Genomic DNA, 16,204 nt, shown 5'->3' with positions numbered 1-16,204 from the left:
CAGGCTACCGGCGCGGCTGGGCGCCGTCAAACCGAACACAATCCAGGCCGTGAGTGCTCCACCACGCGCGCTCGAGGCGCGCGGCCTCGCGCTCGTGGGCCACACCGATCTCGACGGCAAGGGCGACGGCATGCAGATCATGCGAAAGGGCGACGTGCTCTACGTGGGCCACATGGGCGACTTCGGCGTGGGCACGAGCGTCGTCGACATCTCCGACCCTGGCCGTCCGCGCGTCGTTCGGCAGCTCCCCGTCCCGAGCGGGACGCATTCGCACAAGGTGCAGCTCGCGGGCGACCTGCTGCTCGCGAACCACGAGCAGTACCCGTACCGCGTTGGCGTTCCCGCAAGCAGCGGGCTCCTCGTCTATGACGTCTCGAAGGCGACGGAGCCGAGGCGCATCGGGTTCCTCGCGATCGACGGGCTCGGCGTGCATCGCATCTGGTGGACGGGCGGCAGATACGCATACGCATCGGCGCGCGAGAACGGCATCCGCAACCGCTTCCTCATCGTCGTCGACCTGGCCGACCCAACGAAACCGACACTCGCGTCGCGCTGGTGGTGGCCAGGCCAGGCGGAGCGCGACGGCGAGACGCTGCCCGACGACAACGAAGTTGGCGCGCATCACGTCATCGTTCAGGGCGACCGTGCGTACGGCGGGTACTTCGATCGAGGCGTCGTCGCCTATGCGGTCCGCCCGGACGGATCGCTCGATCTCATCTCATCGCTCGCATGGCCCGAGGGCGGCCACGCGCACACCCACACCGCGCTGCCGCTCGGCACGCGCAAGCTCCTCGCCGTGACAGACGAGGCGATCGAGCCGAACTGCGAGGGCGCGCCGAAGAACGTGCATCTCGTCGACATATCCGACGAGGACCATCCGCGTGAGGTGTCGCGCTTCCCGGTGCCGGAGGGCGACTATTGCTCCCGAGGGTTGCGCTTCGGCCCGCACAACCTCCATGAGAACCGGCCGGGGACGTTCCAGAGCGACCGGATCGTCTTCGTGACCTACTTCAACGCCGGGCTGCGCGTCTACGACACAGCCGATCCGCGCGCGCCACGCGAGATCGCATCCTTCGTTCCCGAAGCGCCCGCCGGCCAGCCGACGATCCAGTTCAACGACGTGCTCGTCGATGGCGAAGGAACCATCTTCGTGACGGATCGAGTACGCGGTGGGCTCTACATCCTGAAAGGCACAATGGGCCCGTGGCACGCATCAGCTATGTGACCGACCCGGACGACGCCGAGCTGCGCGAATACCTCGAGCTTGCTCGCCGCTACGGCACGCCACGCCCCGAGACGCAGGCCATCCGCTCGCACGTGCCCGCCGTGGCGAAGGCGTTCTCGCGCGCGTGGGAGCGCATCTTCCGGCAGGGCGTCCTCGAGCACTCGCTCAAGGAGCTCTGCCGGGTCTACGTTTCGAAGACGATCGAGTGCGAATACTGAGGCTCGCAGCGCTCCCTCCGTGGGAGGGACCAGGGCCTCACCGAGGTTGACTACGCCGATCTGCTGAAGTTCGAGACGTCGGTGCGTTTCACGCCGCGGCAGAAGGCCGCGCTGCTCTACACGAGCATGCTCGTCTGGGATCCCGAGGGCGCCGACGACGCGGTGTGGCAGAAGCTGCGCGAGCACTTCAGCGACGCGCAGATCGTCGAGCTGGGATCGTTCGTCGCCGTGACCTTCGGACAGCAGCGCGTGATCAAGACATGGCATGTCGGCCACAACGAGCTGCCCGGCGAGCCAGGTGCTGGTCTCGCCGCGGGGACGGCGCGCTGATGGCGCGCCTCGCGGGCCGCACCGGTGACGAGATCCGCGCGCTTCAGCCCGCGGCCCGCGAGGCGTGGGCGGAGATCGAAACGAGCGTCCTGCGATCCGGAGTCGCCGATCAATCGCTGAAGGAGCTGTGCTTCCGCTTCCTCGCTGATGACGCTGACGTCCGCGACCCGGAGCGATTCGCGGGACGCGAGCGCGCAGCGCTGGAGTGGGCGTACGCGATCGCCGTCGACAGCGCGAAGGCCGACGACGCGCTCTGGTCGCGATTGCATTCGCTGTTCAGCGAGCCGGAGCTGGTCGACCTCGGCTGCGCGATCGGTTTCGAGCTCGGGCGCCAGCATTGGCGTCGCAGCGTGGGCTTGCCGGGCCGCGGCGCCTAGGCGGTCCTCATCGCGGCCGTCGAGGCCGCGGCCGGCGTCGCGGTCGAGCCGCGGACCTCGAGCTGCGTCTGGAGCACGACCTGCCTTCGGTCGATGTGCCTTCCCTCCAGGTGATCGATGAGGAGCGCGGCGGCGAGCACTCCCATCTCCTCCTGAGGTATGTGGACGGTCGTCAGCGGCGGGTCGAACAGCTCGGACTGCGGGATGTCGTTGAAACCGACGACCGACAGATCGCGCGGGACGTTCAGCCCGATCTCTCGCGCGAGGCGGATCGCGCCCAGCGCGATGAGATCGTTCGCGCCGAAGATCGCCGTCGGCGGCTCACCATCCAGCAGCAGGCGCCGCGTGGCGCGATAGCCCGACGCCTCCGAGAACGAATCCGCGACCGAGACGAGCGCGTCCTCCTGCGCGAGGCGGTGACGTCGCAGCGTGGCGCGCGCCGCGAGCAGTCGCTCCTGGCCCGTCATCGTGGTCTGCGGTGCGGCGATGAGTCCGATGCGGCGGTGGCCGAGCTGGATCAGGTGCTCGAGCGCGGCCGTTACGCCCTGGCGGTTGTCGGGAGCGACCGCCAGGTCGTCGCTCGCGCGCGACGCGCTGTTGAGGAGGACGAAGGGGAACTTCTCGCGACGCAGCTCGCCGAGCGTCGAGTCTGCCGTCGAGCTGGAGGCGATGAGCATCCCGTCCACGCGCCACTCGCGCAGGACCCGCAGGTAGCTGGCTTCGCGCTCGAAGGAATCGTCGGTGTTGCAGAGGATCAGGTGATAGCCGCGAGCGTGGGCCGCGCCCTCGACGCCCTTGATGATCGGTGGGAAGACGGGGTTGGTGATGTCGGGCACGAGCATGCCAAGGGTGAACGTCCGCCGAAGCCGTAGGCCGCGGGCCAGCGCGGACGGACGGTAGCCGAGACGCGTGGCGGCGGCGATGACACGCTCTCGCGTCTCAGGGAGCAGGCTCAGCTCGGCTCGCCCGTTGAGGACTCGCGAAACCGTCGAGGCGTGGACGTTCGCAGCCCGCGCGACGTCAGTGATCGTGACCCGCCTAGCCGCCAACCGTTCACCCCCGGCGGAAATCGATTGTTTCCCCATCGGACTATACGCTCGGCGGCCGATATCGGATGTGTGACCCCGCTCAGCCGATCAAGACCGGCAAGAGCCTCTAGCCGTGGATCTCCTTGCGCAGCCGATCGGGCGCCAGCACGTCGATGTGGCGCCGAGCGACGCGGATCAACCCGCGGTGCTCGAAATCGGCGAGCACTTTGTTGATCGTCACGCGCGTCGAGCCCACAGCAGCGGCGAGCTCGTCCTGCGTGAGCGTGAGCGCGTGGGGGTCCGGCTGCCCGTCGCCCGAGTCGAGTATGTATTTCGCGAGGCGGCTCGGAACGTCGAGGAGCATCACGTCTTCGAGTGCTTGCGTGAGCTTCTCGAGGCGTGCCTCGAACATCTCGAAGGCCCGGTACAGGATCCGCGGGTTCCGTTCGAGCATGCGCGCGCAGGTCTCGCCGAGCAGCTGGATCGTCACCACATCGGTCGTCGCGATGACGGTCGTCGGCCGGCTTCGCCCGAAGATCGCCTGCTGGCCGAGCACGCCTCCGCGCTCCAGCACCCACAGCAGCACCTCGCGGCCTTCGATGTCTTCGCGCACGTGCTTGACCATGCCCTCGACAACGATGTGGAGATCGCGCGCTGGGTCGCCGCGGTGGTAGATGACCTCATCCCGCTCGAAACGCCGCAGCTTCGCCTGCGCGAGCAGCTCCTGGAGCTGCGCATCGGTGAGCTCGTTCACCGGCAGGCAGTCCGACAGGCTCCGCGCGACGGTCATCAGGTCCATTGCGTCGCTCAGGCTACGCCGCGGGGCAAGTCGGTCAGCCCGGCGTTACCGGCTGCCTGCCGTATGTCATCGCGTCCGCGATCTGCGCATTTTTTTCGTGATCCCAGGGCACCGCGAGCAGCGCTGGGCCGCCGAGATCGAGCGCGTGACGGAGCATCGGTAGGAGATCCTTCCCGCTCTCCACCGCGTACCCGGCGATGCCGAACGCCTCCGCGAGCTTCACGAAATCGGGGTTGCCGAACTGCGTCGCGAAGGTGCGCTTGAATTGCCGCTTCTCGTTGACCTCGATCACCCCGAGACGCTCATCGACGAGAACGACAACGACGATCGCCGTCCCGAGGCGTTTGGCCGTCTCGAGCTCCTGCACGTTCATCAAGAACCCGCCGTCACCACTGAACGCAACGACCTTTCGTTCGGGATGGACGAGCTTCGCCGCGATCGCGCCAGGCAGCGCGATGCCCATCGACGCGAGGCCGTTGGAGATGACGACGGTGTTCGGACGCTCCGTCGGGAACAAGCGTGCGAGCCAGACCTTGTGCGCGCCCACGTCGCTCACGACGATGTCGTCCGGACCAAGAGCATCGCGGAGATCAGCGACGACGAGATCGGGCGGAAGCGCGCGACCGGCCGAGAGACCCCGCGCAGCGGGGGACCCCGTCCCGACGAGCGACGGGGCGCGCCGCGTGGAGAGGGTTTCGGCCGGTCGCGCGCGCACCATCGAGCTCAGCGCATTCAGCGATTCGTCGAGCTCGCCGATGACCTCGATCGACGGTTGGTAGTGCCCATCCAGCTCGGCCGCGGTGCTGTCGACGTGCACGACCATCTTGTCGCGCTTCGGGTTCCACAGGACCGGCGCCCATTCGACGAGGTCGTAGCCGACCGCGATCACGACATCCGCATCGGCGAGCATCTTGAGGTTCGCGAGGTCGGCGCCCGGCCGCTGGAGACCGACCGGCGGCAGCGAATACTGTCCGAGGGGATCGAGGACCCCTTTCGCCATGTACGTGTGAGTCGCCCAGATGCGACTCCGCTGGACGAAGCGTCGTAGCGCGTCGACGGTGGGATTGCCGACGGCCTGGCGACGCGTGACCCCGTTGCCAGCGAGGATCACAGGCGCCTTCGCCGCGTTGATGATCTCCGCCGCCCGATCCAGCGCCTCCTGCTGCGCCTTTGGGTACGACGTCCGCCGCACCTCCAGCGGCGCGGATCGCACCTCCTCTTTCGCCACGTCCTCGGGGAGCTCGATGTGCGTCGCCCCCGGCTTCTCGATGCGCGCGAGCCGGAACGCCTTGCGCACGACCTCGGGAACCGATTCCGGCACTGAGACGCGAGTGCTCCACTTCGTGACCGGAGCGAACATCTGGACGACGTCGATGTACTGATGCGACTCCAGGTGCACGCGCTCGAGGCCCGCCTGTCCGGTGATGGCAACGAGCGGCGCGCGGTCGAGCTGCGCATCGGCGACGCCGGTGAGGAGGTTCGTCGCGCCGGGTCCGAGCGTGGCCAGGCACACGCCGGGGTAAGACGAGAGCCGTCCGTACACGTCGGCCATGAAGGCGGCGGCCTGCTCGTGTCGCGTGAGCACGAACTGGATCTTGTCGCTGTCCTCGAGCGCCGCGTTGAGGTCCAGCGTCTCCTCGCCCGGGATCCCGAATACGTAGCGCACGCCCTCGTTCTCGAGGCAGCGAACGAGCAGCTGCGCGGCGTTCACCATGGGGACCCCATCATTGTGCGCCGCCCGGGACGCGCCGGGAAGACTGTTCTTTCGCGCACCTTCGTGCGCATCATGCGCGGCCGGTGGACGATCTGCGCGCGCGGTTGGCTCACGTGCTCTGGATCGGTGGAGGTCCTCAAGCGGGAAAGACGACGTTGTCGCGCCTTCTCGCCGGGAAGTGGGATCTGAAGATCTACGACCTCGACTGGCACGCCGTGCGCGAGCATGCGGGCCGTCCCGGCACCGCCGTCGAGGCGTTCCAGCGCCTTTCGATGGACGAGCGGTGGGCCGTCCCGAGCGCGGACGAACTCCTCGAGCGCTCGATCGCGATATGGCAAGACGGATTCGCTCTCGTCGTCGAGGACCTGCTTGCGCTGCCTCGCTCGCGCACGATCGTCGCGGAGGGGCCCGGAGCGTTTCCCTGGTGCGTGGCGCCTCTACTCAACTCGGCACGGCAGGCGATCTTTCTCGTGCCCACGCCGGAGCGGCGCGCGATCGTTGCATCGCGCCGCTGGGGCAGCGGTCAACTCGATCGCTTCCCGGGCATCGTCGAGCGCGAACGCGCGCTCACGAAGGTAAGCGCGCGCGACGTGCTGCTCGACGCGCGCATCGTCTCGTCGTGCGCCGAGCTGGGCCTGCGCTGCGAGCGTATGGATGGATCACTGGACCTCGACGACAGCCTGGCGCTCCTGGAGGGTCACTTCCGTGAACATTTGCCCGGAGTTCCGAACGTCTGAGACTTATTCCGACTGCGGCCCGGTCGGCTTCTGCGTTCCCGCGCCGATCCAGATCGTTTGGATGTTCACGAATTCCTTGATCCCGTACGACGAGAGCTCGCGGCCGTAGCCGCTGCGCTTGATGCCGCCGAACGGGAGCCGCGGGTCCGAAGCGACCATGCCGTTCACGAAGACGGATCCGGACTCGATCTTCCGCGCGACCGCTTCGCCGCGCGCGAGATCGCGCGTCCAGACGCTCGCGCCGAGCCCGTAGGCAGAATCGTTCGCGACGCGCACAGCCTCGTCAGCGTCGCAGACGCGGAGCACCGCCGCGACCGGCCCGAAGGTCTCCTCTTTGAACACCGGCATGCCCTCGGTGACATCCGCAAGGACGGTCGGCTGGTAAAACCAGCCCTTGCCCGTGCCGCGCTCGCCACCGGTGAGAACGCGCGCGCCCATGCGCACCGATTCAGTCACCTGGAGCTCGAGCTGTTCACGCAGGTCCGCGCGCGCGAGCGGACCGATCTGCGTCTTGGGGTCGAGCGGGTCGCCGACCCTAAGCGCCGCGACCTCGGCGGCGAAGCGCCGCTCGAAGTCGCGCGCGACGGACTCGACCGCGATGAAGCGCTTGGCTGCGATGCACGACTGCCCGTTGTTCTGGTTGCGCGCGCGGGCGCCGACCTTCGCCGCCGCGTCGAGATCGGCGTCGGCCAGCACGATGTACGGATCGGAGCCGCCGAGCTCGAGCACGCACTTCTTGAGCGCGCGCCCGGCGAGCGCGGCGATGCGCGAACCGGTGTCGGAGCTTCCAGTCAGCGTGACCGCGCGGATGCGGGGATCGGCGATGACCGGCTCGACCGCTGAGCCCGCGACCAGCACCGTACGCAGCAACCCCTCGGGGAAGCCCGCGTCGCGGATCACCTCTTCGACCGCGAGCGCGCACTGCGGCACGTTCGACGCGTGCTTCAGCACCGCGGCGTTCCCGGCCATCAGCGCCGGCGCGGCGAAGCGGATCACCTGCCAGAACGGGAAATTCCAGGGCATGACCGCGAGCACGATGCCCAGCGGTTCGAAGGCGACGATGCTGCGCTGGGCGCTCGTTTCGATGACCTCGTCGGCGAGATAGCGCGCGGCGTTGTCCGCGTAATGCTCGGCGCCCCAGGCGCATTTCTCGAGCTCGGCCTTCGCCTCCGCGATGGGCTTCCCCATCTCGATGGTGATGAGCCGGCCATAGCGATCGGCACGCTCCCGAAGCAGGCCGGCGAGCCGCCGCATAGCTGTCGCGCGCTCGGCGATGGATCGCTCGCGCCAGGCGATGAAGGCGTCCTGCGCATCGTCGATGGCGCGATCGACCTCCTCGGTCGTGAACGGATCGAACCGCGCGAGGACCTCCTCGGTAGCGGGGTTCACGCTCGTGATCGGCGACAGCGTGGTGCTCATCAGCGCACGTTGCTCTTCAGGAACGGCATGATCTTGCTCCACGCATCCTTCGCGTCGTCGGGTCGGTGGACATCCTTGCGCTGCTCGTTGAGGAACGCATGGTCGGCCTCGGGGTACGTGTGCTTCGTGAACGGCACGCCGTTCTCCTTCGCGACCTTCTCGAGGTTGGCGAACTCGGCCACAGAATGGTCCTTCCCACCGAAGATGCCGAGAACCGGGATCCCACGGAGCGGCTTCAGGTCCGGCAGGCGCTGCCCGACCCCATAACAGTCGACGACCGCGGCGACCTTGTCCGGCGCGACGCTCCCGACGAGCAGCGCGAGGAAACCGCCCATGCAGAAGCCGATCACGCCGACCTTCTTGCTCGTCACGGCAGGCTGCTTCGCGAGGTACTCGGCCGCGCCCTTCGCATCCTTCGCCGCGGTGTTCGCCTGGAAGAACTCCATCATCAGCTTCTGTGCCTTGTCGGGCTCACCGATCTTGGCGCCCTTGCCGTGATAGAAGTCCGGCGCGAGCGCAACGAAACCTTCGCGCGCGAACATGTCGGCGACGCCCTTGATCTGATCGGTGAGGCCCCACCATTCCTGGATGACGATGACGCCCTGTCCCTTGCCCGATGAAGGTGTCGCAAGGTAGCCGTCCGCGGTGCCGCCGTTCGCCGGGAATTTCACCATCTGACCAGCCATCTACGCCCTCTCCTGAACACGATTCCGGAGCACGCCTATTCCTTCGATCTCGACTTCGACGACGTCGCCAAGCTTGAGGAATTCGGGAGGCTTTCGCGCGAAGCCGACACCCTCCGGTGTTCCCGTGATCATGATGTCACCCGCCAGGAGTCGGCACCCTGCCGAGAACTCGCTGATCAGGCGAGGGATCTTGAAGACCATGAAGCGTGTGTTCGAATCCTGTTTCGTTGTGCCATTCACGCGCGTCTGAACGCGCACCGCCGATGCGTCGAGCTCGTCGGCGGTGACGATCCACGGCCCCATCGGCAGGTGCGTATCGAAGTTCTTGCCTTTGAACCACTGCCCGCCGTGCCGCCGTTGCACGTCGCGCACAGACACGTCGTTCGCGCACGTGTAGCCGAACACGTGCTGCATCGCGTCCGCCTCCGCGATGTCGTGGCCTGGACGCCCGACGATCACGGCGAGCTCGACCTCCCAGTCGAGCTGCTGCGAATGCGGCGCGGGGAACAGCACGGTCGCGTCCGGTCCCGTCACCGTCGCGGGATTCTTTGAGAAGAGGGCGGGATACTCGGGGATCTCCTGCTGCCCGGGCGTACCCTGCGCGACCCTCATGTTCGCGCCCTCCTGGAAGTGCTCCGAGTAGTTCCAGCCGACGCAGAACACATTGCGCCGCGGCACCGGGATCGGCGCGAGCAGCTTCGCGCGCCTCGGATCGATCCCCCCGTGGGCTCGCGTCGCCGCGTCGCGGATGTCCTCGCGGATCCCGTCGAACTGCTCGATGACTCGCAGCATGTCGATCGGCGCCCCGGGGACGAGAGCGCGGATCGCCATGATCGTGCCGTCGGACACGAAGGTGCCGGCGCGTGGACCGTCCTCCGACACGAAGGTGAGAAGTCTCATGCGCGGACCAGACTAGGAGTTTCGCTCGACCGCGCGCAGGACACGCCGCGCGCGATCGACGACCGGTGCATCGAGCATCTGGCCGTCGAGCGCGACCGCGCCCTCGCCGCGCTTGAGCGCTTCGTCGAACGCGTGAAGGACCCGCCTCGCCTCTTCGACCTCCGCCGTGGTCGGGCTGAAGATCTCGTTCACGATCGTGACCTGATCCGGATGGATGAGCGTCTTGCCGGCGAAGCCGAGGCGCCGCGCCCGCAGCGCATCGGCGCGCAGGCCCGCGGGATCCTTGATGTCGGGCCAGATGCCATCGAAGGCGAGCTTTCCGGCGGACACGGCGGCCACGACCGTCGCGGAGCGCGCGTAGACGAGGTCCGCCGCCTCCCCCTCGCGCTTGGTCGGAAGTCCGAGATCCAGCGCGAAGTCCTCCGACCCGAACGCGAGGCCGACGACGCGCTCCGAGGCCTGCGCGATGCGCGGCGCTTCAAGGAGCGCGGCGGCGCTTTCGATCGACGGGATGATCCGCAAGGTGGCGCGAGCGACCTTCGCGTCGCGCTCCAGGACATCGAGGCGCTCGGCCAGCCACTCGACCTCGTCCGGGCGGCGCACCTTCGGCGCCATGATCCCCGCCAGGCCTGCACGAACGACCGCGTCCAGGTCGCCGGCGCCGTCGTCGCTCAGCGCACGCCGGATGCGGACGTACCGGCCGGGGCCGCCGGCACCCCGCGCCGCGCGCCCGAGCACGTCGGCGATGATGCGCCGTGCGTCATCCTTCGCCGCCGGTGGCACACCGTCCTCGAGGTCGAGGATCGCGACATCCAGCTCGCTCGCGTCGAATTCCCCGAGCCCGAGAGCGCGCGCGACCATTCGTTCCCGATGTGCGGGCACGAACATCAGCGAGCGCATCGGCGGAAGCCCGTTCATCAGTACGAGCGCGGCATGCCGAGCACGTGCTGGCCGATATACGCCAGCACGAGGTTGTTGCCGATCGGAGCGGTAAGCAGAAGACGCGTCTCGCGGAACTTGCGCTCGACGTCGTATTCCCGGGCGAAGCCGTAGCCGCCGTAGGCATCGAGTGCCGCGTTCGCGGCGTCCCATGCCGACTGCGACGCGAGGAGCTTGGCCATATTCGCTTCCGCTCCGCATTTGCGGCTCTGGTCGAACAGCCACGCTGCCTTGTCGCGGAGGAGCGCCGCGGCCTCGAGGCGCGCGTGAGCCTGAGCCAGCGGGAACTGCACGCCCTGATTCGCGCCGATCGGCCGTCCGAATACGACGCGCTCGGACGAGTAGGCCACGGCGCGCGCAACGAACCAGCGGCCGTCCCCGAGCGACTCGGAGGCGATGAGGATCCGCTCCGCATTCCAGCTGTCGATGATGTGTCGGAACCCCTCGCCCTCTTCGCCGACCAGGTCGGTCGCGGGGACCTCGACGTCGTCGATGAAGAGCTCGGTGGTGTGGTGATTGAACATCGTCTCGATGGGACGCACCGCGATGCGCCCGTTGGCGATGGCCGCGCGAAGGTCGACGATGAACACGCTGAGCCCGCGCGTCTTGTCATCGACGTCCTCGTACGGCGTCGTGCGGGCGAGCAGGAGGAGCAGGTCCGAGTGCTCCGCGCGCGAGATGAAGATCTTCTTTCCCTTTATGACGTAGCGGTCACCGCGCCTCGTCGCCGTCGTCTTGATGCGCGTCGTGTCCGACCCCGCCTCGGCTTCGGTGACGCCGAACGCCTGCAGGCGCAGCTCGCCCTTCGCCAGGCGCGGCAGGTAGCGGCGCTTCTGCTCGTCGCTCCCGTGTCGAAGTAGCGTGCCCATCGTGTACATCTGCGCGTGGGCCGCGGCGGCGTTCCCGCCGGAGGCGTTGATCTCTTCGATGATGAGCGCGGCTTCCGCGATGCCGAGCCCGGCGCCGCCATATTCGGTCGGGATGAGCGCGGCGAGCCAGCCAGCGTCGGTGAGGGCGCGCACGAACCGCTCGGGGTACTCGCTCGCGCGGTCCAGCTCGCGCCAGTAGTCATCCGGGAACTGCGCGCACAGCGAGCGCACCGCTGAGCGGATCGACTCCTGCTCGTCGGTCCTGGCGAAGTCCACGCTATTCGCGCGGCTCGGGGAAGTGCGGCTTCGGCGCGTTCGCGCGCGTCGGGACCATGAACGTGCGCTTCGCGATGAGCACGATGCTCCCGTCCTGTTTGATGCCGCGCTGTCGCACGGTGACGATGCCCCAGCCCGGGCGCGAGCGCGACGCGCGGGCCTCCAGCACCTCGGTGTCGGCGTACAGCGTGTCGCCTTCGAAGAGCGGATTCGGGAGCGTGACCTCACCCACTCCGAGTGCGAACCCCCAGCGGCTCGTCTCCGGGACCATCATGCCCGCGACCGTGGCGAGCGTGAGGAAGCTGTTGACGAGCGGGCGTTTGAATTCGGTCTGCGCCGCGTAGTGCGCGTTGAAGTGGATCTCGTTCGCGTTGTTGGTGAGCAGCGAGAACTGGATGTTGTCGGCCTGGGTGATCGTGCGACCGATCGACGAGCGGAACGTCGCGCCGATCGTGAAATCCTCGAAGAAGGGCCCGTCAGTCACTTCGCGGATAGTGACACGAGATCGGCTACACGGCGATTTGGTAGACGGCCGGGCGCTCTGAGAACCCGAGCGGCACGTTGATGTCACGACTACCCGCGTGCACTTCGCGGTGGCAATTTGCGCACAGCAACACGCACTTCGCCAATTCCGACGCGACTTCCTCCCACCCACGAATGAGTCCGTTCTCAGAAATCCCAAACTCTTTGGTCGCACCGTCGCGATGATGAAACTCAAAGATGGCCGACTCGTAGCCTTGAGTGCAGCCTTCGCATCGACCGCCCAGCGCGCTGACTGCCCGCGCCTTCAGTTTGCGACGGCGTGGTGCCGACGAATTGGTGGATGCATCAATAGTCGCGTGCCGCCTGCGGTGACAATTGGCGCAAAGTAGGTCGCATTTAGCGACTTCGGCAAGTAACCGAATCTGGGACCCATTGAATTTTGCGATTCCGAACAGCTTGGTCGCCGCATCGCGATGGTGAAACTCGAGTGCCGCGATCGAGCGTGCATAGCCGCACTCGACGCATGCACCACCCGCAGCCGATACGAGGTCACGCTTCCGTTGACGGCGTCGCTTGCGCCCGTATCGCGACCAAGACTGAAGGCGCTGAAGTCGCACTTTTCCACGCCGGTCGTTTGGATCGGAACCAGGAGCAAGGTGCGACGTGTTGTGGGCGCGAAACGGCGAGCAGCTGAAACAGAATCGCCTTCGGTGAAGATCGCGCATGATGCCATCGACAACCGCTTTCGCCGGGAATCGACGGCCACAGGACTGGCAGGTCTTCTGTTTTGGCATTCGTGCGACCTTCTTCCTTGGCCCGCGCAGTCGACGAAGTGGCAGGCAATTGAGGCACCTCGCCCGGCCCCGGAGGTTTATTCGTTGACCGTCGATCACCGGGTAGATCGGGAATTCCACGCCGCACTGCTTGCAAACCAGCACTCTAGAACATTAGTTCTATCGCGCGAACCTGTCTACTCCCGACCAAGAGTGTCTCTTGTGAGTTCGTCGTCAGCTCCGGCGGGAGGATTCGAACCTCCAACCAAGGGATTAACAGTCCCCTGCGCTACCGTTGCGCTACGCCGGAAAGAGACTCGATGTTAATGGCTACGAGATCGTGCACGAAACGTTGTAGGCATCGCGTCACCTGACCGCGATCTGAGCGCGACTACCGTCGCCGCAAGCGAGCCGATTCGTGAGGAAGCGGGCCTCGCGACCGCCTACCGCCTTCTGTGGCTCGCCGTCGTCTTCGACCTCCTCGCATTCGGGATCGGCTTCGATTGGGACCGCCGCTGGCACGCGACGCACGCGTTCGAGGACTTCTTCTCGCCACCACACCTCTTCATCTACTCGATGCACTTATGCGCGGCCATCACGCTGGCATATTTCGCGTTCACGCCGAATCTGCGGCGCTGGTTCGGCCCGACGTTCCGCCTCCCGCTCGTCCCCTTCCCGATCCCCGGATCGATCGGCCTTGCGGGCGCTGGCTTCGGCCTTGTCGCTCTCGCCGGGATGTTCGACGCGATCTGGCACTCGACGTTCGGCCTCGATGAGACCAACTGGTCGTTCCCTCACTCGATGCTCGGCTGGGGCCTCTTCGTTTCCTTCCTCGGCATGGCGTCTTGCCGCATCGCGCTCGCGCACCCCGCGCCCGCCCCGCGCGACACCCAGCCGCGCATCCCGCGGCCGATCGGTTGGCCCAGCGCGCTGGTCTTCGGCTTCCTGATCGCCGCGACTGCGGCCGAACGCTTCGCCGGGCCGCTGGCTACGAACCTCTCGCCCGAGGTCATCCAGTACATCTCACGTATCCCTGTGCTCGCGAGCGAACCCGCGTTCCAGCACACGACGCGCATCTATCTCGCCGCCGGCATCGATCGCTCCAACCCACTCTTCGTCCCGCTCATCTCACTGTCGGCTGGGCTCATGCTCGGCCTACTGCACCACCTCACCACTCGCCGCTGGGTGATGATCGGGCTTGCTGCTCTGCTTAGCTGGACGACCACGCTCGTCCCCTATCTGGTCCCCGCGACGGTCATCGCGATCGGCGGGAATCGGCAGGGGAGTCCGGCGGTCTGGTTCCTGGCCGGTGTGGGCTTCGCATTCACGACCGCGGCGATCTGGCAGGACACTCCGGGTGGGCCGCTCGTGGGTACGGCGCTCTTCATCGTAGGCTCCCTGGTCGCTGATGCGATCTCGATCGTCGTCGCGGTGCCGACGCGCGCGGGTGTGATCAAGCTCGCGACGCTCGCCGGCATCGTCATGCCCGCGCTCACCGGTATCGTCGACCTCGTGCTGCGCGCGCGGATCCCCTGATGCAACAAGCCGAGTGCCTGCGCCGCGTGCGTCCGCTCGTGCGCGACCGCGTGCCTTCCGACCTTCGTGAGTTCCGGTGGGAGTCGTTCTCATTCCAGAGCAAGCTGTGGTACGGGAACAAGGCACTGCACTACGAGATCTGGCCACGCGAGCGACTCGGCACGATCGAGATCGGCCTGCACTTCGAAGCCGACTCGCTCACGAACGCGCGGCTCCTCGCGGCGTTCGCCGCGAACGCGAAAGCGATACGTCGCGCGCTGGCCGCTGCGCGGATCGAGGAGTGGGACCGCGGTTGGGCACGCGTATGGGAACCTCTGCCCCACCGCCGACCGGACGCGGCGCTCGCGAACGAGCTCGCGGAGCGGGTCGCCGCTTACGTGACCGCGCTCGAACCGATCCTGCGTCGCGAGCTGCCGAGCGATGTGGCGTGGTCCGAGCCTGCAGCGCGGCCGGTGCGCGTTAGGGCCGCGGCGCGGTCCCGAGCGTCGCGATCAGCCCGATGATGAAGATCGTCACGAGAAAGACGGGTATCGCAAGCAGCGCGTACACCTTGTGCTCTTCGATGCGCGGCTCCTCGTGGACCGGCCGGTGCTCCGACATGCGACCTCCGTCAGCGGGCTGTCGGCGTGAGGTTACCGCCTAGGACGGCACGCTGTCCCGGCGAAAACGCAACAGGTGGCCGGGCCGCGTCCCCCCAACGTCCAGTCGCTTGCCCCAGCTCGACCGCGCCGCCGCGACGTCGGCACGCGCTATGGCGCGATCCTCCATCAGGCTGAAGCCGCACGAGCAATAGGCGTGTGTCACGTCGGCAATGTCGCGAGCGGAGAGCGGCGTGCGTCCGTCGCGCGCGATCAATGAGAGCGCGAGCGTAAGCCGACCACCGGGACGTGGCAGGCGGCAGATCGCCTCGAACACGCCCGCGTCCTCGGCCAGCGCCCCACGCAGCAGCGATCCCCACGGGAAGTGGATCGTCACCTCGTCGGCGAAGCACTCCAGCCCGAGACGCTCCAGCGGCTCGCGCACCAGGACGAGGTTCGGGACGCGATCGCGGAGCGCACGACGAGCGGCATACGCGAGTGCATCCGCGGACGCATCGAGACCGATCGCGAGCGTGTCCGTCCTCGTTCGAGCCACGTGCAGCGGGTAGCGGCCGTCGCCCGTGCCCGCGTCCACTGCCGTCCGCAAGAACGCGCGGGCGACCTCGGTCAGTTAACCGACGTCGATGTCGAGGAGGCGCTTGCCGATGAGCTGTCGCATGCGATTGATGTTATCGCTTGGCGCGGGCGGCGCAGACGACTCAAACCCCGCGGATGACTGCGATGAGGCGTGTGAAGAGCAGCGCGCCCCCGAGGACCGTGAGGATCGCGCTCGCGAGCAGCGTCCCGAGAGCGTCGGTGCGCGGGAACGCGCCGCGTCGCGTCAGCACGATCCCGGTGACCGCGAACGCTGCCCCGACGAAGATCACGAACGCGAGGAACACGTCGTATACCAGCAGCTGACGCTTCGCGAAGAAGGCGGGGTACGGCGCGGATGACGACAACGGATCCGCGCCCTCGACGAAGACGGCGATGGCAGCCGAGCCGACGCCGACGGCGACGCCGAGCAGGCCACCGACCAGTCCCCACATCCGGTCGCGCCGAGCGCTGAGCCCCGCGCCGACGGGCACCGGCGTATCGGTCACGGCTTGCGCGCCGCGTCTACCGCCTCGTTGGCGTTCTGCACCAGACGCTGGGCTCCGCCGATGGCGCGCGGAACGTCGTAGCGATGATCGAAGTTGCCGAGATTCTCCGCCGCCTCGAGTGCTTCCTCGAGCGCGGATTCCGCCAGGCGCAGCGCCGAGCTCAGCCTCTCGAGCTCACCCTGATCGACCTCGCGAGCCGCCACGGTTGCAAATG

Annotated in this window: 21 protein-coding genes and 1 tRNA gene; 7 read left to right on the top strand and 15 right to left on the bottom strand. The window is 67.4% G+C overall.

All coding sequences use genetic code 11. From position 1 onward, the window contains the following. Nucleotides 1-49: 49 nt before the first annotated feature. The 4 genes from VI056_13845 (at nucleotide 50) to VI056_13830 (ending at nucleotide 2,150) form a co-directional block, all read left to right on the top strand. Nucleotides 50-1,225 carry a hypothetical protein gene (locus VI056_13845; GenBank protein HEY6204108.1) on the top strand — a complete coding sequence of 392 codons (1,176 nt, stop codon included), beginning with the start codon at nucleotides 50-52 and terminating at the stop codon, nucleotides 1,223-1,225. Next, entirely contained in the window at nucleotides 1,204-1,443 is a 240-nt protein-coding gene (locus VI056_13840) for a hypothetical protein (protein HEY6204107.1), read from the top strand. The genes VI056_13845 and VI056_13840 overlap by 22 nt, the downstream gene beginning before the upstream one ends. Nucleotides 1,444-1,524: 81 nt before the next feature. Beyond that, nucleotides 1,525-1,773 (top strand): hypothetical protein, encoded by a 249-nt coding sequence (locus VI056_13835; protein ID HEY6204106.1) that lies wholly within the window; start codon nucleotides 1,525-1,527, stop codon nucleotides 1,771-1,773. Then, on the top strand, nucleotides 1,773-2,150 hold the full coding sequence (locus VI056_13830; GenBank protein HEY6204105.1) for a hypothetical protein: 378 nt from the start codon (nucleotides 1,773-1,775) through the stop codon (nucleotides 2,148-2,150). Before VI056_13835 ends, VI056_13830 begins: the two co-directional genes overlap by 1 nt. Here VI056_13830 and VI056_13825 read toward each other — a convergent pair. The 3 genes from VI056_13825 to VI056_13815 all read right to left on the bottom strand — a co-directional run bounded on the left by VI056_13825 (nucleotide 2,147) and on the right by VI056_13815 (nucleotide 5,691). Next, the gene (locus VI056_13825; GenBank protein HEY6204104.1) at nucleotides 2,147-3,199 is read right to left on the bottom strand and encodes a LacI family DNA-binding transcriptional regulator; all 1,053 of its coding nucleotides are present in this window, start codon (nucleotides 3,197-3,199) and stop codon (nucleotides 2,147-2,149) included. The genes VI056_13830 and VI056_13825 overlap by 4 nt on opposite strands. 106 nt (nucleotides 3,200-3,305) lie before the next feature. Next, nucleotides 3,306-3,977 (bottom strand): Crp/Fnr family transcriptional regulator, encoded by a 672-nt coding sequence (locus tag VI056_13820; protein HEY6204103.1) that lies wholly within the window; start codon nucleotides 3,975-3,977, stop codon nucleotides 3,306-3,308. A gap of 34 nt (nucleotides 3,978-4,011) precedes the next feature. Continuing rightward, nucleotides 4,012-5,691, bottom strand: a complete 1,680-nt coding sequence (locus VI056_13815) for an acetolactate synthase large subunit (GenBank protein ID HEY6204102.1) — start codon at nucleotides 5,689-5,691, stop codon at nucleotides 4,012-4,014. Nucleotides 5,692-5,774: 83 nt separating this feature from the next. On the opposite strand from VI056_13815, the gene VI056_13810 reads away from it, so the two are divergent. Further along, nucleotides 5,775-6,428, top strand: coding sequence for a hypothetical protein (locus tag VI056_13810; GenBank protein ID HEY6204101.1), 654 nt, complete (start codon nucleotides 5,775-5,777; stop codon nucleotides 6,426-6,428). Nucleotides 6,429-6,431: 3 nt separating this feature from the next. On the opposite strand, the gene VI056_13805 is transcribed toward VI056_13810, so the two are convergent. From VI056_13805 to VI056_13770, 8 genes are all read right to left on the bottom strand, one after another. After that, nucleotides 6,432-7,847 carry an NAD-dependent succinate-semialdehyde dehydrogenase gene (locus VI056_13805; protein ID HEY6204100.1) on the bottom strand — a complete coding sequence of 472 codons (1,416 nt, stop codon included), beginning with the start codon at nucleotides 7,845-7,847 and terminating at the stop codon, nucleotides 6,432-6,434. Further along, nucleotides 7,847-8,533 (bottom strand): dienelactone hydrolase family protein, encoded by a 687-nt coding sequence (locus VI056_13800; GenBank protein HEY6204099.1) that lies wholly within the window; start codon nucleotides 8,531-8,533, stop codon nucleotides 7,847-7,849. The genes VI056_13805 and VI056_13800 overlap by 1 nt, the downstream gene beginning before the upstream one ends. Further along, complete coding sequence (locus VI056_13795; protein ID HEY6204098.1) at nucleotides 8,534-9,433, bottom strand: fumarylacetoacetate hydrolase family protein; 900 nt, start codon at nucleotides 9,431-9,433, stop codon at nucleotides 8,534-8,536. Nucleotides 9,434-9,445: 12 nt separating this feature from the next. Continuing rightward, the gene (locus tag VI056_13790) at nucleotides 9,446-10,351 is read right to left on the bottom strand and encodes a CoA ester lyase (GenBank protein ID HEY6204097.1); all 906 of its coding nucleotides are present in this window, start codon (nucleotides 10,349-10,351) and stop codon (nucleotides 9,446-9,448) included. Continuing rightward, nucleotides 10,351-11,517: an acyl-CoA dehydrogenase family protein gene (locus VI056_13785; protein ID HEY6204096.1), complete on the bottom strand. Its 1,167-nt coding sequence runs from the start codon at nucleotides 11,515-11,517 to the stop codon at nucleotides 10,351-10,353. Before VI056_13785 ends, VI056_13790 begins: the two co-directional genes overlap by 1 nt. A gap of 1 nt (nucleotide 11,518) precedes the next feature. Beyond that, complete coding sequence (locus VI056_13780) at nucleotides 11,519-12,001, bottom strand: MaoC family dehydratase (protein ID HEY6204095.1); 483 nt, start codon at nucleotides 11,999-12,001, stop codon at nucleotides 11,519-11,521. A 25-nt stretch (nucleotides 12,002-12,026) separates the two neighbouring features. After that, entirely contained in the window at nucleotides 12,027-12,794 is a 768-nt protein-coding gene (locus tag VI056_13775) for a hypothetical protein (protein ID HEY6204094.1), read from the bottom strand. 217 nt (nucleotides 12,795-13,011) lie between these two features. Continuing rightward, a tRNA-Asn gene (locus VI056_13770) sits at nucleotides 13,012-13,083 on the bottom strand. Between the two features lie 266 nt (nucleotides 13,084-13,349). On the opposite strand from VI056_13770, the gene VI056_13765 reads away from it, so the two are divergent. Together VI056_13765 and VI056_13760 are read left to right on the top strand one after the other, a co-directional pair. Then, a complete protein-coding gene (locus VI056_13765; protein HEY6204093.1) occupies nucleotides 13,350-14,309 on the top strand; it encodes a hypothetical protein in 960 nt (319 codons plus the stop codon). Next, a complete protein-coding gene (locus VI056_13760) occupies nucleotides 14,309-14,812 on the top strand; it encodes a hypothetical protein (protein ID HEY6204092.1) in 504 nt (167 codons plus the stop codon). Before VI056_13765 ends, VI056_13760 begins: the two co-directional genes overlap by 1 nt. Here the strand turns inward: VI056_13760 and VI056_13755 are convergent. From VI056_13755 to VI056_13740, 4 genes are all read right to left on the bottom strand, one after another. After that, nucleotides 14,769-14,909: a hypothetical protein gene (locus tag VI056_13755; GenBank protein HEY6204091.1), complete on the bottom strand. Its 141-nt coding sequence runs from the start codon at nucleotides 14,907-14,909 to the stop codon at nucleotides 14,769-14,771. The genes VI056_13760 and VI056_13755 overlap by 44 nt on opposite strands. Before the next feature lie 39 nt (nucleotides 14,910-14,948). Beyond that, on the bottom strand, nucleotides 14,949-15,494 hold the full coding sequence (locus VI056_13750; GenBank protein ID HEY6204090.1) for a methyltransferase domain-containing protein: 546 nt from the start codon (nucleotides 15,492-15,494) through the stop codon (nucleotides 14,949-14,951). Nucleotides 15,495-15,606: 112 nt separating this feature from the next. Further along, complete coding sequence (locus VI056_13745; GenBank protein ID HEY6204089.1) at nucleotides 15,607-15,990, bottom strand: hypothetical protein; 384 nt, start codon at nucleotides 15,988-15,990, stop codon at nucleotides 15,607-15,609. Beyond that, the gene (locus tag VI056_13740) at nucleotides 15,987-16,193 is read right to left on the bottom strand and encodes a hypothetical protein (GenBank protein HEY6204088.1); all 207 of its coding nucleotides are present in this window, start codon (nucleotides 16,191-16,193) and stop codon (nucleotides 15,987-15,989) included. The genes VI056_13745 and VI056_13740 overlap by 4 nt, the downstream gene beginning before the upstream one ends. Between the last annotated feature and the right edge of the window lie 11 nt (nucleotides 16,194-16,204).

Source organism: Candidatus Limnocylindria bacterium (assembly GCA_036523395.1).
In the GTDB taxonomy this organism is placed as follows: Bacteria; Chloroflexota; Limnocylindria; order P2-11E; family P2-11E; genus CF-39.
This window is presented reverse-complemented; position numbering and strand designations above follow the sequence as displayed.

Excerpts from the sequence above, each read along its gene's own strand:
- VI056_13830 (HEY6204105.1), top strand. The coding sequence starts at position 1,773 with ATGGCGCGCCTCGCGGGCCGCACCGGTGACGAGATCCGCGCGCTTCAG.
- VI056_13820 (HEY6204103.1), bottom strand. The coding sequence starts at position 3,977 with ATGGACCTGATGACCGTCGCGCGGAGCCTGTCGGACTGCCTGCCGGTG.
- VI056_13815 (HEY6204102.1), bottom strand. The coding sequence starts at position 5,691 with ATGGTGAACGCCGCGCAGCTGCTCGTTCGCTGCCTCGAGAACGAGGGC.
- VI056_13805 (HEY6204100.1), bottom strand. The coding sequence starts at position 7,847 with ATGAGCACCACGCTGTCGCCGATCACGAGCGTGAACCCCGCTACCGAG.
- VI056_13800 (HEY6204099.1), bottom strand. The coding sequence starts at position 8,533 with ATGGCTGGTCAGATGGTGAAATTCCCGGCGAACGGCGGCACCGCGGAC.
- VI056_13795 (HEY6204098.1), bottom strand. The coding sequence starts at position 9,433 with ATGAGACTTCTCACCTTCGTGTCGGAGGACGGTCCACGCGCCGGCACC.
- VI056_13790 (HEY6204097.1), bottom strand. The coding sequence starts at position 10,351 with ATGAACGGGCTTCCGCCGATGCGCTCGCTGATGTTCGTGCCCGCACAT.
- VI056_13775 (HEY6204094.1), bottom strand. The coding sequence starts at position 12,794 with ATGCCAAAACAGAAGACCTGCCAGTCCTGTGGCCGTCGATTCCCGGCG.
- VI056_13765 (HEY6204093.1), top strand. The coding sequence starts at position 13,350 with ATGCACTTATGCGCGGCCATCACGCTGGCATATTTCGCGTTCACGCCG.
- VI056_13760 (HEY6204092.1), top strand. The coding sequence starts at position 14,309 with ATGCAACAAGCCGAGTGCCTGCGCCGCGTGCGTCCGCTCGTGCGCGAC.
- VI056_13755 (HEY6204091.1), bottom strand. The coding sequence starts at position 14,909 with ATGTCGGAGCACCGGCCGGTCCACGAGGAGCCGCGCATCGAAGAGCAC.